The 15,975-nt window shown below is 68.7% G+C and carries 10 protein-coding genes; 7 read left to right on the forward strand and 3 right to left on the reverse strand.

What is annotated here, in order from left to right; genetic code table 11:
- Window positions 1-39 precede the first annotated feature (39 nt).
- Entirely contained in the window at window positions 40-738 is a 699-nt protein-coding gene (gene rpiA, locus QZ670_RS18105; RefSeq protein WP_294258077.1) for a ribose-5-phosphate isomerase RpiA, read from the reverse strand.
- A gap of 132 nt (window positions 739-870) precedes the next feature.
- Here rpiA and QZ670_RS18110 point away from each other — a divergent pair, with 132 nt between their 5' ends.
- From QZ670_RS18110 to QZ670_RS18125, 4 genes are all read left to right on the forward strand, one after another.
- The gene (locus tag QZ670_RS18110) at window positions 871-1,578 is read left to right on the forward strand and encodes an alpha/beta fold hydrolase (protein WP_294258078.1); all 708 of its coding nucleotides are present in this window, start codon (window positions 871-873) and stop codon (window positions 1,576-1,578) included.
- Window positions 1,579-1,685: 107 nt separating this feature from the next.
- Window positions 1,686-3,329, forward strand: coding sequence for a glycoside hydrolase family 43 protein (locus tag QZ670_RS18115; protein WP_294258080.1), 1,644 nt, complete (start codon window positions 1,686-1,688; stop codon window positions 3,327-3,329).
- Window positions 3,329-4,873 carry a glycoside hydrolase 43 family protein gene (locus QZ670_RS18120; RefSeq protein WP_294258082.1) on the forward strand — a complete coding sequence of 515 codons (1,545 nt, stop codon included), beginning with the start codon at window positions 3,329-3,331 and terminating at the stop codon, window positions 4,871-4,873. The genes QZ670_RS18115 and QZ670_RS18120 overlap by 1 nt, the downstream gene beginning before the upstream one ends.
- 94 nt (window positions 4,874-4,967) lie before the next feature.
- Window positions 4,968-5,591, forward strand: a complete 624-nt coding sequence (locus QZ670_RS18125; RefSeq protein WP_294258084.1) for a DUF1826 domain-containing protein — start codon at window positions 4,968-4,970, stop codon at window positions 5,589-5,591.
- 6 nt (window positions 5,592-5,597) lie between these two features.
- Here QZ670_RS18125 and QZ670_RS18130 read toward each other — a convergent pair whose 3' ends face one another.
- Both QZ670_RS18130 and QZ670_RS18135 read right to left on the reverse strand, forming a co-directional pair.
- Window positions 5,598-8,342 (reverse strand): DUF5695 domain-containing protein, encoded by a 2,745-nt coding sequence (locus QZ670_RS18130; RefSeq protein ID WP_294258086.1) that lies wholly within the window; start codon window positions 8,340-8,342, stop codon window positions 5,598-5,600.
- Window positions 8,343-8,350: 8 nt separating this feature from the next.
- Complete coding sequence (locus tag QZ670_RS18135; protein WP_294258088.1) at window positions 8,351-10,693, reverse strand: DPP IV N-terminal domain-containing protein; 2,343 nt, start codon at window positions 10,691-10,693, stop codon at window positions 8,351-8,353.
- A 145-nt stretch (window positions 10,694-10,838) separates the two neighbouring features.
- Between QZ670_RS18135 and QZ670_RS18140 the strand changes: the two genes are divergently transcribed.
- The 3 genes from QZ670_RS18140 to QZ670_RS18150 are packed head-to-tail and all read left to right on the forward strand — an operon-like array spanning window position 10,839 to window position 15,972.
- A complete protein-coding gene (locus QZ670_RS18140) occupies window positions 10,839-13,211 on the forward strand; it encodes a glycoside hydrolase family 127 protein (protein ID WP_294258089.1) in 2,373 nt (790 codons plus the stop codon).
- Complete coding sequence (locus QZ670_RS18145) at window positions 13,208-14,233, forward strand: Ldh family oxidoreductase (RefSeq protein ID WP_294258090.1); 1,026 nt, start codon at window positions 13,208-13,210, stop codon at window positions 14,231-14,233. Before QZ670_RS18140 ends, QZ670_RS18145 begins: the two co-directional genes overlap by 4 nt.
- Window positions 14,230-15,972, forward strand: coding sequence for a DUF885 family protein (locus tag QZ670_RS18150; RefSeq protein ID WP_294258092.1), 1,743 nt, complete (start codon window positions 14,230-14,232; stop codon window positions 15,970-15,972). Before QZ670_RS18145 ends, QZ670_RS18150 begins: the two co-directional genes overlap by 4 nt.
- Window positions 15,973-15,975 lie beyond the last annotated feature (3 nt).

The raw sequence follows: 15,975 nt of genomic DNA on the forward strand, positions 1-15,975 counted from the left end.
GTTGCGGTGCAACGGGTGGGTTCGCAAATGGCTGCAATCTTATTCATCTATCGGCCGCTCCTGGCAGCTCACTCCGTCGGATCGGGCGACGTAGAGCGCGTCGATCTCGGTGAGGAACAGGCCGTGCCCGAGCGCGCCGGGGATGGCCGAGAGTGCGCGGGCCAGGGCCGCCGGGTCGTTTAGGTCCGGGAAACGGGCGTCGAGGATGTGATGCCCCCAGTCGGTCACCCACGGGTCCCGGTCGCGCAGGCGCAGCGCGGCCGTACCGCCCAGGCGCGCTATCTCGGCGGCGACGAGCCCCTGCGCGGCCGGCAATATCTCGATCGGTACCGCACGGTCGCCCAGCCGCTCGACCCGCTTCGAGGCATCGGCAATGGCGATGTTGCGACGGGCGAGCGTGGCGACGATCTTCTCGAGCAGCATCGCCCCGCCACCGCCCTTGAGCGCACGGAGCTGGGAGTCGATCTCGTCGACCCCGTCGATGCAAAGGTCGATCGCGGCGAGGTCGTCCGGCGCCACCAGCCGGATGCCGGCGGCGCGCGCCGCGGCTTCGGTGGCCCGCGAGGTGGCGACCGCGACGATGTCCAGCCCCGCTGCCACGCGGGGGGCGAGCAGCTGCACCACATGCGCCGCGGTGCTGCCGGTGCCGAGCCCGACCCGCATGCCGTCCCGCACCTCCTCGATCGCGGCAGCGGCGGCGTCGCGTTTCAGGCGGTCGGCATCGGCAACGGAAACCATGATAGCCGAACGGTACAGCGCCCGCAGCGTTCCGGCTGCTATACGTGCGTGTAGGCCCGCCTGTTTACTGTGGCGGCGACCTCCCATAGGTCTCGATCTTCCGAGGATCATGGCCCCGGAGGGAGAGGTCGCATGACAAGCACGGTGCCGCAGCGCATATATCTTTGCGGGTTGCTCAGCGATGCGCGGATCTGGTCGTCCGTCGCCGAGGCATTGCCGGGCAGGATCTTCGCGTTCCCGGGCTTCTCGGCACTGTCCGAGATGGCGGCGCAGGTGCTGGCAACGACCGAGGGGCCGCTGGTGCTGATCGGGCACTCGATGGGGGGGCGGGTCGCGCTCGAGGCCGTCCGGCAGGCGCCGGAACGGATCGCGGGTATCGTGCTGGCCAATACCGGCGTGCATCCGCCGGCGGAAGGCGAGGCGGCGGGACGGCAGCGGATGATCGATATCGCCGGCACGCAAGGCATGGCGGCGCTGGCCGAAGCATGGCTGCCGCCGATGATGGGCGCGACGCCCGAGCGGGTCGCGGCGCTGATGCCGACGCTGCGCGCCATGGTCGAGGCCTATCCGCTCGATGCCTATCTGGGGCAGATCGCCGCGCTGCTCGGACGCGCCGACGCTGGCCCGGTGCTGGCGGGCTATGCCGGTCCGGTGCTGCTGCTTTCGGCCGATCATGACCGCTGGTCGCCGCCGGCACAGCATGAAGCGATGCACGCGCTCGCGCCACAGGCCACCATCCGCATTCTGCCCGCCGCGGGGCACATGCTGCCCATCGAGGCGCCCGAGGCGGTGGTGGCGGAACTGCGGCAGTGGCTTTCGGCAAACGGCCTGACAGGTTGAGGCTGGTCATCCGCGCACACGCCTCTATGGTAGCGCTACCGGTGTTGCGGACTGCCGGACGGTAGCCGCGAAAACCGAACCTGCGAAAGCGGATGCGAGGGGATGCTATGAGGATTTCGACGATCGTCGCGGCGACGGTGCTGGCAGGTGCGACGGCGTTGCCCGCCTTTGCCCAAGGCCCCGCACGGTTCAGCGACTTCCGCTACGCCGGCCATGCGATGGAAGCGGCAAGGCCGGGCCCCGGCGAGTATCGCAACCCGATCCTCTCGGGCTATTATCCCGATCCCTCGGTCACGCGTGTCGGCGAGGACTATTATCTCGTCCTGTCGTCCTTCGCCCATTATCCCGGATTGCCGATCTTCCATTCGAAGGACCTGGTCCACTGGACCCAGATCGCCAACGCGATCAACCGGCCGGGCCAGCTCGATTTCACCGGCATGCGCACTTCGCAGGCGGTGTTCGCGCCGGACATCTCCTACCACGCCGGCACCTTCTTCATCGTCAACACCTGCGTGAGCTGCAAAGGCAATTTCGTGATCACCGCCAAGGACCCGCGCGGCCCCTGGTCCGATCCGATCTGGCTGCCGTTCGAAGGCATCGATCCCTCGATCACCTGGGAAGGCGACAAGGCCTATATCGTCAACAACCGCGCCCCCGACGAACCCCCGCGCTACGAGGGGCACCGCGCGATCTGGATCCAGGAATATGACTGGCGCGCGGGCAAGATGGTCGGCCCAAGCACCCAGCTGATCAACGGCGGGGTCGACATCACCAAGAAGCCGGTGTGGATCGAGGGGCCGCACGTCTTCAAGAAGGACGGCTGGTATTATCTCACCGCCGCCGAGGGCGGGACCAGCGTCAACCATTCGCAGGTGGTGTTCCGGTCGAAGGACCTGCTCGGCCCCTATGTGCCCTTCGCAGGCAACCCGATCCTGACGCAGCGCGATCTCGACCCCAGCCGCCCGAACCCGGTCACCTCTACCGGCCATGCGACGCTGGTGCAGACCCAGAAGGGCGACTGGTGGGCGACCTTCCTCGGCGTGCGCCCCTATGCCGACGACTTCTACAATACCGGCCGCGAGACCTTCCTGCTGCCGGTCACCTGGACCGACGGCTGGCCGATGATCCTGCCGCACGGCAAGCCGGTGCCGATGGTGGTCAAGGCACCCAATCTGCCCGCGCAGCCCGCGCCCGCGCTGCCGACCAGCGGCGACTTCAGTTACGTGGACCGCTTCGCCGGCAACAAGCTGTCAATGCAATGGGTCGGCATCCGCACCCCCAAGACGCCCTTCTACAAGGTCGAGCGCGGCGAGCTGGTGATCACCAGACCCGCACCGCTCGGCGATCTGAACCAGGTGCCCGGCTTCGTCGGTCGCCGCCAGCAGCATGCCAATGCGACGGTGAGCGTGACGGTGCGCTATGCGCCGACCAAGCCCGGCGAACGTGCAGGCCTCGCGGCGGTGCAGAGCGATCTCCATTATCTCTTCTACGGCCTGACCAACAAGGGCGGCACGCGGACGCTGGCGCTCTACACCCGCGCCAAGGGCGATGAGCAGCTGGTCGCCTCCACCCCGCTGCCCGGCACCGCGCCGGTGACGCTGACGCTGCGGATCACCGGTGGCACCATGGCGTTCGACTATGCCAGCGGCGCGAACAAGGGCACGCTCAAGCGCGATCTCGACGCGCGCTTCCTCAGCACGCACGAAGCCACAGGGTTCGTCGGCACGATCATCGGGCCGATGGCGCAGTGATGCGGCGGCTTCTCCTCCCCGCCGTCGCCGCGGCGCTGCTGCCGGTTGCCGCTTTCGCTCAGGTCTGGCGCTCGGACCAGGGCGACGGGACCTATCGCAACCCGCCGCTCAACGCTGATTATCCCGATCCCGACATCATCCGGGTGGGCAAGGATTTCTATTTCGCCAGCACCACCTTCGCCAATGTGCCGGGTCTCACTATCCTCCACTCGCGCGACCTGGTGAACTGGGACATCCTCAGCCACGTCATCCCGAAGCTGATCGGTGCCGCCGAGTTCGACCTGAAGGAGGGCGGTTCCTATCGCGCCGGCGTCTATGCGCCGAGCCTGCGCTACCATGGCGGCATGTTCTACCTGGCGGTCACGCCGATCCGGCAGAACACGCGCATCTACCGCGCACGGGATCCCCGCGGCCCCTGGACCTATGCGGAACTGGATCGCGCCGCCTTCGATCCGGCGCTGTTCTTCGATGACGACGGGCAGGTCTATCTCGCCACCTCGATCGGCACCAACGGCACGATCACGCTCCACACGCTCGACAAGACCGCGTCGAAGATCATCGCCAGCCGGGTGATCTACTACAACAAGGGCGCGGAAGGATCGAAGCTGCTCAAGCGCAACGGCTGGTATTATCTGTTCAACGCGATCCCCAACAAGCTGGCGCTCACCGTCTCGCGGTCGCGCAGCCTCGACGGGCCGTGGGAGACCAGGCCGCAGATCGACGACACCACCGGCGGCCACCAGGGCGCGCTGGTCGATCTGGCGGACGGCCGCGATGTTGGTTTCGTCATGCGCGATTCCGGGCCGATCGGCCGCGTCACCAATATCAGCCCGGTCTTCTGGCAGGATGGCTGGCCGGTCTGGGGTACCCCCGAGCAGCCCGGCCGCGTGCCCGATCGCGCGCGCAAGCCGATTCCGGGCGGCCGCTTCACCGAACCGCCCAGCTCGGACGACTTCACCGCCACGACGCCCGGCCGCCAATGGCAGTGGAACCACAATCCGCTCGGTCCCTATTGGTCGCTCACCGCCCGGCGCGGCTGGCTGCGGCTGCGCGCGGTGCAGGCCGACCAGCTCTGGTGGGCGCGCAACACGCTGGTCCAGAAGGGGCAAGCGCCGCGCTCGCGCGGGGAGGTCGTGGTCGATCCCGCCGGCATTCGGCCGGGCGACGTGTGCGGCTTCGGCACCTTCGGCAAGTATAGCGCGGCGATTGCGGTGGTCGGCCAACCCGACGGCAGCCGTGCGTTGTCGATGCGGGTGACCGAGTCCACCACGACGGGACCGAAGACCGAGATCCGCGTCGCCGCGATCCCGACCAAGGCACCGCGGCTGTGGCTGCGCACCGAGACGGACTTCACCGCGGCGACCGCGCTGCTCTCCTACAGCGAGGACGGCCGACGCTTCACCCCGCTCGGGGGCACTGTGCCGCTGGTCTATGACTGGCGGACGGGCACCTTCCAGGGGGTGCAGTTCGCGCTGTCCTGTTTCAACCCTGGCGCCGCGGGCGGGGCGCTGGACGTGGACCGGTTCACCCTCTCGCGCTTCTGATCGCCGCCACCGCCTCAATTCGTCGCACCCCCGCTTGCGCCGCGCCTCGATCGCGGCAAGGAAATGATACAGTGTATCATGCAAGGGCGAGAAGATGGTGGCGCAGGCAAGCTTGGCGGTGGACGTTACGGACCGGGGGGCGGTGTCCCCGGCGCTCGCCATCGAACGATGCGAGCCCGCCGTGCTGGAAGCCGCCGCGCAACCCTATGTGCACCTCGCCGTCTGGCATCGGCGCTTCCCCGAGGCCCTCGACTGGCTGGGCAGTCTCGACTGGAGCGCGATCGACGATTGCGAACTGACCAGCCGCGTCGAGGTACTGCCGGTGACCATCGCCGATGCGCTGGCAGCGGCCGGCTATCCCTATGGCGCGTGGGGCACGGCCTTGTGCGACGAGATCGTCGGGCTCGCGCGGCACTTCGCAGGCGCGTTGAAGCTGGACGCCGTGGCGGTGCGGCTGGAAGTGATCGAGACCGACGCCTGCCGCAAGTTCCACGCCGACTATGTCGCGGCGCGGCTGCTCTGCACGCTGGTGGGGCAGGGCACCCAGTGGCGCTATGGCCCCGAGGTGGCGGACACGCCGATCCGCCAGTTGCGGACCGGTGATGTCGCCATCTTCAAGGGACGCCTGGCGACCGATACGCCGGCGATCCTCCACCGCTCGCCGCCGATCCTCGGCACCGGCGAGACGCGGCTGCTGCTCGCGATCGACCCTGCCTGACGCGCGTCAGCCGGCGCGGGGTGCCAGCCGGACCTCGGTCAGCCCCGCGCCGAGCGGCAGTGCGGTGGCGCCGCGCACCGGCGTGCCGCCTTCGACGCGGTAGCCGCGACCGCCAACGGTCTTCTCCACCCGGACGAGCGCCTGCGGCGTCATCGCGCTGCGCGGGTCGAGGGTGAGCGTGACTGCGCCGGTCGCGGGCACGTAGCGTGCCTGGGCGATCTTGCCCGCCTCTAGCGTGATCCACAGGCCGGCGGGGGCGACGAACAACCGGCTGCGCGCGCCGTCCCTGGGCGCGATCGTTACCGCATCGGCCGTCACGTGCACGTTGCCGCCATAGCCGAGCCAGCCGAACACCGGGTCCTTCACCAGATAGGTCGCGGCGCCGTACGCATGGGCGAAATAGCCCGAGCCATAGTCGCCGGTGTAGGGATCCCACGCCATCCGGTCCGGCCAGCTGTGGAAGGCGGCCGAGCCGAAGCCGTCGCGATCGATATTGGTGATGCCGCCCATCAGCCCGCCATAGGCGACGCGCAGCAGGTGGAGGTCGGCGGGGTTGGCGCGGAAGGCTTCGAACAGCGGCAGCGCGTTATTGGTCGAGCCGTAATGGTGGATCTGGCGCTCGATCCGCGGATATTTGCCGCCATAGAGGAAGTCCCAATAGCGCCGGGCATTGCCGTTATATCCCCAGTGCGGGATCAGCGGGTCATAGCCGAGGATCACCTCCACCGTCTCGGCGGCCTGTTTCGGATGATCGAAATAGCGCATCCAGGAATACACCTCGGGCTGGCCGGTCGAGTCCCACGCCATCTCGCTGCCGAACGGATAGGCGAGGCTCGCCCAGTGATCGGCGCGGCTCTTCATCAGCGCCTCGATCTGCGCGGCGCCGTCGGCAATCCCCTCGCGCTTCAGATCCTCGAGGATGTCGACGAAGGCCTCGCCCTCCATCTGGCCGAACTGGGTATAGTAGGGCGCATCGCGCATCATCGCGACGATCGTCATCCGGGCATGGTCGAGATACCAGCGCCACTCGTGATGGGTGACCAGCCCCGGATGGTTGCGCGCCAGCCTGTAGAGCGTCCAATAGCCGAGCGCGACATGCGGGTAGTTGAACGACCGGCCGAGATCGTCGGCATCCTTCTTCGACCAGCTGGTCCAGGTCTTCCAGTCGGCGGCGGTATCGTAATAGCCGGGGAAGGCGGCGGGATCGTAGTAGAACAGACTCTTCTTGACCGCGCCGATATGCTCGCCGCTGGCGACCTGGAGCTTGCCGAAGATCGTCTTGTCGACCAGCGTCTCGAGCTTCTCGACCTCTGCCGGGTCGGGATTGTCGAGTTGCTTCATGATCGCCGCGATCCAGCCGCCGGCGCCGCCCTCGTCGCTCATGCCGGCGATCCACACGCGCGGTTCTTGGGTGAGGATCTTGCCCGCTTCATGGTCATAGCTGAGGATCGCGGGGGCGCGGCCGAACGGGTCCTTGGGATCGTCATACCATTGCTGCGTCGTCGCGAAGCGGCCGAGATCGGCCATGGTCTGCTCGAGCGGCTTGGTGACGAAATACTGCACCGTCTGCACGCTGCCATCGGCATAGGTGATGGTGACGCGCGCGCGGCCCCAGCCGGTCCCCCGCACGGCATAGCGCCGCCAGCCGTTCACGACGCCCACTGCGGTCACCGTCATCGCCCCGGCGGGGGAGACGTCCAGCTTGGCCACGGGCTGCGCGTATTTCAGAAAGAGCGATGCCTCGAGGTCGTTCGGCACGACATAGCCCGGCACGCCCAGCGCCACCGGCCGGCCCTGCGCGACGAGGGCGGACTGGATGCCGCGGATCGACGGGGCCTGCACCAGCCGCACGCCGATCGTGCGGCCCTCGCCAGGGGCGAGGGTGAAGCTGGTCGGCGGGTTCCACTGTTCGCCCGCCTTGCGCCATTCCTGCTCGACAAAGCCCTTGGAGGCCACCGTCCAGTCGTAAAAGCCCTCCGAGACCTGGCTGCGCGGGCTCTTGTCGGTGAAGATCGCGCCGGGTTCGCTCGGGTTCTTGAGGGGGGCGTAATTCTCCAGCGGGGTGCGACCGTCGGGGAGAACCAGCAGCGCCGGGCCCTTGCCGTTAAGCCTTGTGACCTGGAGATAGCCGGCGTCGCGGCCGATATAGGGATCGACGAAGCTCGCCTGCGCATGCGCCGTCTCCAGCGTGCGGTCGCGGATGATGTTGTCGAACACCATCGGCATGCCGAGCCCGCCGATCTCGACCGGCGCGGCGGAGGTGTTGACGATGCGGAAGCGCAGCACCGGCACGCCCGCTGCATCCACCCAGCGACGCTCGATCCGGAGCGGGATGCCGTCGCCCATGCTCGCGGTGATGTCCGCCGCCGCGAACACGCCGGGGCCGAGGGGGAGGGGCTTGATCGGCTTGCGCGTGCGCGACGAGGCGAAGTCCTGCCATGCCCCGCCCGCGCTGCGCAGGCGAAGGTTGAGATCGCCGATATGGTTGAAGCCATTCTCCTGCCGCTCCGCTTCGCGGCCGCCGGGGACGAAGTCAAACGCCGGTTCGGCGGCGGGCGACAGGCGGGCGAGCGTGCCGGTATCGCTGCGCAGTTCGAGCAGGAAGGCCCCCACCCGCACCGGCGTGGTGCGGATCGGCGGATAGACGGGCTTCGTCGCCTCTTTTTCCTGCGCGAGCAGCGGCGCGGCGAAAGGCAGGCTGCTCGCCCCGGCGAGCGCGGCAGCGGCGAGGAACAGGCGGGGGGCACGCATCGGGGACCTCATTTCTCGGGACGCAGCAGCGGCAGTTCTTCGTGCCAGGCGGGGGTGTCGAAGCCGATATCGGCAGGCGGCGCCTCGCCGAGCAGGTTCCGAACGAAATAGTCGCGGAACTTGCGCCAGAAGAAGGGCTGGTAGACCGCATGGGTGGTGTTGGGCAGCACCACCATGTCGACGTCGCGCCCCGCCCAGATCAGCGCGGTGGCGAGCTGGAAGCTCTCGGTCACCGGCACATTGTCGTCGATGTCGCCGTGGATCAGCAGCAGGTGGCTGCCGAGATTGGGCGCGGCGACCATGTTCGAGTTGCGCGCCCAGTCATTGGGGCTCGCGGTGCCCATCGTGGTCTCGGGCCACCAGGCCTTGTCGAGCCGGAGGTCGTGATTGCCCGAGGAGGCGACGCCCACCTTGAAGAAGCCCGGTCGGCGGATGACGAAGCGCGCGGCGTCATAGCCGCCCGCCGACCCGCCGAACACGCCGACGCGCGACAGGTCGAATTCGGGGTAGCGCTCGGCCATCTGGCGGATCAGCGCAATATGATCGTCGAGCCCGACCTCGCCCAGATTCTGGTACGCGTGCATGCGGAAGGCGCGTCCCCGCCGCGAGGTGCCGCGCCCGTCGATCATCACCACGATCGCGCCGAGCTGGGCGACGCTGGAGCCCGCGGCGGCCACGGTTGCGGTCCAGCTGGTCGGCACCTGGGTGGTCGTCGGCCCCGTATAGACATTGTCGATCACCGGATAGCGGCGGTTCGGGTCGAAGCGCGCGGGGCGGTAGATCATCCCGTAGATCGGCGTCTTGCCGTCGGCCGCGACGCCCTGGAACGGCTCGGGCATGCGATAGCCGCTGGCGAGCAGCGCCGTGGGATCGGCATGGCCGAGCTCGGTCAGGATGCGGCCGTCGGTCGCGCTGCGCAGCACGGTGCGGCTCGGCTGGGTGGGCGTCGACAGGACGTCGAGGAAGGTCTTGCCGTCGGGGGCGACCTGCACGTCGTGCTGCACCGGCTCGGGGGTGAGCAGCAGCGGCTGTTCGCCGTGGGTGCCGACCCGGTAGAGTGCGGTGTAATAGGGATTGCGGTCGTGCTCGCGGCCGACCCCGCGCACGAGGATGGCGCCCGCCGCGGCATCGACATGGTCGACCCCGATCACTTCCCACTCGCCGCGGGTGAGCGGGATGCCGCCCTCGGGAGCGTCGGGGCGCACCAGATAGAGCTGGGCCCAGCCGCTGCGTTCGGAGATGACGAGCTCGCCGCCCAGCTCAGGTGCGGGCTGGAGCGAACTCGACACCACCGAGACGCTGGGCGTCAGCGCCTCGCGCGCGACCACCGTGGCAGTGCCGGTCTCCGGATCGGCCTTGTAGACGACGAGCTGCTTGTAGCCGCGCTCGGTCCATTGCGCGCGGACCTGGCCGTTCATCCAGGCCATGTCCGGATCATAGGGATAGAGCAGCGACTCGCTGGGGATGGCGAGCGGGACCAGCCGCGCTTTGCGGCGGCGCACCGCCTGCTCGACATCGATCACCAGCCGCGTCGCCTGGGGCAGCTTCTCGGCGCCAGCGAGCGGATAGATGTAGCGGAAGGTGCGCGGGTAGATCGTGCCGGGCGGGGTCGCCTGCACCACGCCCAGCCGGATCACGTCACGCGTGTCGAGCCGCCAGGTTAGGATGCGCTTGCTGTCCGGCGACCAGCGGACCGAGACCGGCATGGTCGGGTCCTCGGTGCCTTGCGCGAGGATGTCGGCGAGCACCGGGATGCCGCGGCCATAAGGCTGGTCGCGGGTGCCGTCCTCGGTCAGCGCGACTTCGCGACCGCTCGCCACCTCGACGGCATACAGGTTGAACTCGCGCGAGACGATGCGGAAGCGGCCGTCGGGCGAGAGCGCTTCCTCGCCGTCCACCGCACCCTTCGACGCGGGGGTGAGGGTGCCGTCCCCGGCCCAAGTCCAGCGCTTGCCGAACGCGCTGAAAAGGAGGGCGCTCCCCTCCACCTTCGCCTCCTCGATCGGCAGCGCGGCGGGCTTGATCGGCTTGTCGAGCGCCTTGGCGAGCGCCGCAGCGATCGCCGCTTCCGGGGCGATCGCGCGCGACTGGCCGGTGGCGAGGTCGTAATAGGCGACGATCCGCTCCCCCTCGGGACCATGCCGATAGACGATCCCGGCGCTGTCGGTAGTGAAGCCCGCGCGCATGCTGCGATCGACGATCAGCTTGGCGAGCCCGTCGCCCAAATAGCGATCGGCCGCGGCATAGCGGGCCTCGATCGGCGCCTCCGTCTGCGCCTCCGCCAGGCCAGGCGCGAGCAGCGCCCAAGCTGCCAAGGCGCTGGTCCTGCCGAACCGAGCTGGTAGAAGCATTGCAAGATCCCCCTTCCGCGTGGGTAGACCACGCCGCGACGAGCTGGTCAAGAATGTTATACGGTATATGATGCCGTAGAGCTAAGCGCTTGACCCGCTGCGAAGGCCTCCGTAGATCGTATACGATTACTGAGGGGAAAGAGCGATGCGGCGTACGCGACGGGAAATGCTGGCAAGCGCCGGAAGCGCCTTGCTCGTGGCGGGCGCAGGCGCGGCGCCGGCCTTTGCCCGCGCAGCGGACTCGGCCGCGCTGCCGCAGAAGCTGGCCCCGCTTCCGCTCACCGCGCTCAAACTGGCGCCTTCGGACTATGCCACGGCGGTGCAGGTCAACCAGCGCTATCTGCTTCGGCTCGATTCCGATCGCCTGCTCCACAATTTCCGCCTCTATGCCGGGCTGCAGCCGAAAGGCGCGATCTATGGCGGGTGGGAGAGCGATACGATCGCGGGCCATACGCTCGGCCATTATCTCTCGGCGCTGGTGCTCAGCTGGCAGCAGACCGGTAACGGCGAACTCCGCCGCCGCGCGGACTATATCGTCGCCGAACTGGCCGAGGCGCAGGCTAAGCGAGGGACCGGCTATGTCGGCGCGCTCGGGCGCAAGCGCGACGGCAAGATCACCGACGGCGAAGTGATCTTCCAGGAGATCATGCGCGGCGAGATCAAGTCGGGCGGGTTCGATCTCAACGGCTCCTGGTCGCCGCTCTATACGGTGCACAAGCTGTTCGCCGGGCTGCTCGACGTCCATGCCGGCTGGAACAATGCCCAGGCGCTGCAGGTCACGCTCGGGCTGGCGGGCTATTTCGAGAAGGTGTTCGCCGCACTCGACGACGCGCAGATGCAGCAGATGCTGGGCTGCGAATATGGCGGGCTCAACGAGAGCTTCGCCGAGCTCTATGCCCGCACCCGCGACGCGCGCTGGATGGTGGTGGCCAAGCGGCTCTACGACGATCGCGTGCTGGGTCCGCTCAAGGCGGGCGAGGACAAGCTCGCCAATTTCCACGCCAACACCCAGGTGCCCAAGCTGATCGGGCTGGCCCGCATCCACGAGCTGACCGGCGATGCCGGCGACGCCAGGGCTGCGCGCTTCTTCTGGGAACGGGTGACGCAGCATCACAGCTACGTCATCGGCGGCAATGCCGATCGCGAGTATTTTGCAGCACCCGACAGCATCGCCCAGCACATCACCGAGCAGACCTGCGAGCATTGCAACACCTACAACATGCTCAAGCTGACCAGCCACCTCTATGCCTGGCAGCCTGACGGTGCGCTGTTCGACTTCTACGAGCGCGCCCACCTCAACCATGTGATGGCGCAGCAGAACCCCAAGACCGGCGGCTTCACCTACATGACCCCGCTGATGAGCGGCACCAAGCGCGAGTTCGCCGGGCCGGAGGCGGAGGAATTCTGGTGCTGCGTCGGCTCGGGAATGGAGAGCCACGCCAAGCACGGCGAGGCGGCGTTCTGGCAGGGCGAGGGCGCATTCCTGGTCAACCTCTACATGCCCGCGACGATCGACTGGAAGGCCAAGGGTGCGCAGTTCGTGCTCGACACCGCCTATCCGTTCGAGGGCACCGCGACGCTGAAGCTCGCGCGGCTGGCGCGGGCCGGGCGCTTCACGGTGGCGCTGCGCGTGCCCGGCTGGGCCGCGGGCAAGGCGATCGTGACCGTCAACGGCGCGCCGGCCGGCGCCCGGTTCGAGCGCGGCTATGCGCTGGTGTCGCGCAGCTGGAAGGCGGGCGACACGCTGGCGATCACGCTGCCGATGGACCTGCGCCTCGAAGCGACGCCGGGCGATCACAGCGTCGTCGCGGTGCTGCGCGGGCCGATGGTGCTGGCAGGTGACCTCGGGCCGGCGGAGACGCCGTGGACGGGCGCCGATCCCGCGCTGGTCGGGCAGGACCTGCTAGCGAGCTTCGCGCCGACCGCCGAGCCGGCGATCTTCGAGACGCGCGGCGTGGTGCGTCCGGGCGACCTGCGCTTCGTGCCCTTCTACCGCCAATATGACCGCCGCAGCGCCGTCTATTTCAAGCGGTTCAGCGAGGCGCAGTGGAAAGACGAGGAGGCCGCCTTCCTCGCCGAACAGGCGCGGCTGAAGGACGTCGCCGCCCGCTCGGTCGACGTGATGCACCTCGGCGAGATGCAGCCCGAGCGCGACCATGACCTGCGCACCGAGGGCGCGTCCTATCCGGTCGCCTATCGCGGGCGGCAGGGACGCGACGCGCGCACCGGCAGCTGGTTCGATTTCACGATGAAGGTGAAGGACGGCCCGTTGCTGCTGCAGGCGACCTATTGGGGCGGCGAGCGCGACCGCGACTTCGACATCCTCGTCGACGGCCAGAAGATCGCGACCCAGCATCTCGGCGAGACGGATGCGCCGGGCAAGTTCTTCGACGTCACCTACAAAATCCCCGAGGCACTGACCAAGGGCAAGAAGAGCGTCCGCGTCCGCTTCGTGCCGCACGACCGCAACACTGCCGGCCCCGTGTTCGGCGTCGTGCTGCTCACCGCCAAGCCGTGAGCGACGTCGCGTTGACGCTGGACGAGGTCCGCACGCTCGCCCGCCGGGTGCTGCGCGCCGCAGGGCTCGCCGAGGACCATGCCGCTGCGGTCGCCGAGACGATGGTGGCGGGCGAGCGCGACGGTTGCGCGTCGCACGGCATCTACCGGTTGCTCGTAGCGGCAAACACCATCGCCAAGGGCAAGGTAGTTCGCGATGCGGTGCCGCTGCTGTCCGAGCCGGCGCGGGCGCTCGCGCGGGTGGACGGCAGGGGCGGGTTCGCGCAGCTGGCGTTCGAGGTCGGCAAGCCCGCGCTGGTCGCCAAGGCGCGCGCCTTTGGCATCGCCGCGCTGGCGCTCAACAATGTCGTCCATTTCGCCGCGCTCTGGCCCGAGGTCGAGGCGCTGGCCGGGGAAGGGTTGGTGGCGCTGGCCTTCACCCCCAGCCATGCCTGGGTCGCGCCCGCCGGAGGCACCCGGCCCGTGTTCGGCACCAACCCGATCGCGTTCGGCTGGCCGCGCCCGGCCCCCGCGCCGCCCTTCGTCTTCGACTTCGCCACCAGCATGGTCGCGCGCGGCGAGATCGAGCTGCATCGCCGCGCCGGGAAGCCGGTGCCCGAGGATTGGGGCATCGACGCCGAGGGCCGCTCGACTAGCGACCCCGCCGCGATCCTTGACGGGGCGATGCGCACCTTCGGCGGGCACAAGGGCTCGGCGCTCGCCGCGATGGTCGAGCTGGTCGCCGGGCCGCTGATCGGCGACCTGACCAGCGCGGAATCCATCGCCGCGGACGGCGGGGCAGGGGCCTCCCCGCTCGGCGGCGAGCTGATCGTCGCGATCGATCCGGCGGGCTTTCTCGGCGATGCGGTGCTTGAGCATCTCGCCCGCGCCGAGGCGATGTTCGACAGCATCGAGGTGCAGGGCGCGCGGCTGCCCTCGTCGCGCCGCTACGCCGCCCGCACCCGCAGCCTTGCCGAGGGGGTGCGCATCCCCGACAAGCTCTATGCCGACATTCTAGCGCTGGAAGCGAGCCTTACGTCATGAAGCCCATCCTCCTCCTCACCGCCGCCCTGCTCGCCACCGCCGCGGCGCCTGCGCCCAAGCCGGTAAGCGCCGACGCGCGGCTCAAGGCGCTGATCGACAGCGAATATAAATGGCGGGTCGACCAGCAAGGTCCGGGCGAAGACAGTCCCGCGGCCAAGGGTGGCCTGCCCGATGTCGGCCCCACGGCGCAGGCGGCGCGGCTGGCGCGCTGGACCGCGACCGCGCAGGCGCTCGCCGCGATCGATCCGGCGAAGCTCAGCGCCAAGGGGCGGATCGACTATCTGGTCTACAAGGGGCAGATCGACGCGCTGCTCGCCGCGCAGCGCTTCCGCGACTATGAAAAGCCGCTCAATTCGGACAGCAGCTTCTGGAGCGACATCGCCGGCTCCGCGCGCGACGCCTTTGTCCGCGAGGACCAGTACCGGGCGTACATCAAGACGCTGCGCGACATGCCGCGCTATTTCGACCAGAACATCGCCAATATGCGCGCGGGCCTGGCGCGCGGCTTCACCCCGCCCAAGGTGACGCTGACCGGCCGCGACATCGGCGTGGCGCAGGTGGTCGAAGCGCCGCTCGAGGACAATCTGTTCTACACGCCGTTCAAGAAGTTTCCGGGTGCCATCCCCGCGGCGGTGCAGGCCGAACTGCGCCGCGAGGGTGCCGCGGCGATCCGCGAGGCGGTGGTGCCCGCGCACCAGAAACTGCTCACCTTCCTGCGCAGCGAGTATATCCCCGGCGCGCGCACCGCACTCGCCGCGACCACGCTGCCGGACGGCCAGGCCTATTACCGCTCGAAGATCCGCGAATATGTGACTCGCGACATGACTGCCGAGCAGGTCCATGCCGTCGGCCTGCGCGAAGTGGCCAAGATCCGCGCCGAGATGATGACGGTGAAGGCCGAGGCGAAGTTCGACGGTGACCTGCCGGCCTTCCTCAACTTCCTGCGCACCGATCCGCAATTCTACGCCAAGACCCCGCGCGAGCTGCTCTACCACGCCGCCTGGGCGGCCAAGCAGTTCGACGGCAAGGCCGGGCAATATTTCGGCCGTCTGCCGCGCCGCCGCTTCGCGATCGTGCCCGTGCCCGACGATCTCGCGCCGTTCTACACCGGCGGGCGCGGCGGGCCGGGCGTCTATCTGGTCAACACCTATGACCTGAAGTCGCGCCCCTTCTACCAGCTGACCGCGCTGACCCTCCACGAAAGCGCGCCGGGCCATGCCTTCCAGATGCCGCTCGCCAACGAGAACAAGGCGCTGCCGCCCTTCCGCCGCGACACGTACCTGTCCGCCTATGGCGAGGGCTGGGCGCTCTATTCGGAGAAGCTCGGCGTCGAGATGGGGATGTACGAGACGCCCTACGATCAGTTCGGCATGCTCAGCTACCAGATGTGGCGCGCGGCGCGGCTGGTGGTCGACACCGGCATCCACGCGATGGGCTGGACCCGCGAACAGGCGCAGGCGTTCCTGCGCGACAACACCGCGCTCAGCAACCACGAGATCGAGACCGAGGTCGATCGCTATATCGCCTGGCCCGGCCAGGCGCTGAGCTATTATATGGGCGAGCTCGCCTTCCTCGACGCGCGTGCCCGCGCCGAAAAGGCGCTCGGTCCGAAGTTCAACATCCGCGCCTGGCACGATGCCATGCTGCAGCTCGGATCGGTGCCGCTGACCGTGATCGACCAGCGCACCGATCAGTTCATCCAGGAAGGCGGCAAGGGCCCCTATCCCGACGAGGAGTGAGCG

Origin of the sequence: uncultured Sphingomonas sp. (genome assembly GCF_913774285.1) — a bacterium.
In the GTDB taxonomy this organism is placed as follows: Bacteria; Pseudomonadota; Alphaproteobacteria; order Sphingomonadales; family Sphingomonadaceae; genus Sphingomonas.

Bases quoted from the DNA above. Each gene is read 5' to 3' on its own strand.
- rpiA (WP_294258077.1), bottom strand. From the start codon at position 738: ATGGTTTCCGTTGCCGATGCCGACCGCCTGAAACGCGACGCCGCCGCT.
- QZ670_RS18110 (WP_294258078.1), top strand. From the start codon at position 871: ATGACAAGCACGGTGCCGCAGCGCATATATCTTTGCGGGTTGCTCAGC.
- QZ670_RS18115 (WP_294258080.1), top strand. From the start codon at position 1,686: ATGAGGATTTCGACGATCGTCGCGGCGACGGTGCTGGCAGGTGCGACG.
- QZ670_RS18120 (WP_294258082.1), top strand. From the start codon at position 3,329: ATGCGGCGGCTTCTCCTCCCCGCCGTCGCCGCGGCGCTGCTGCCGGTT.
- QZ670_RS18125 (WP_294258084.1), top strand. From the start codon at position 4,968: ATGGTGGCGCAGGCAAGCTTGGCGGTGGACGTTACGGACCGGGGGGCG.
- QZ670_RS18130 (WP_294258086.1), bottom strand. From the start codon at position 8,342: ATGCGTGCCCCCCGCCTGTTCCTCGCCGCTGCCGCGCTCGCCGGGGCG.
- QZ670_RS18135 (WP_294258088.1), bottom strand. From the start codon at position 10,693: ATGCTTCTACCAGCTCGGTTCGGCAGGACCAGCGCCTTGGCAGCTTGG.
- QZ670_RS18140 (WP_294258089.1), top strand. From the start codon at position 10,839: ATGCGGCGTACGCGACGGGAAATGCTGGCAAGCGCCGGAAGCGCCTTG.
- QZ670_RS18150 (WP_294258092.1), top strand. From the start codon at position 14,230: ATGAAGCCCATCCTCCTCCTCACCGCCGCCCTGCTCGCCACCGCCGCG.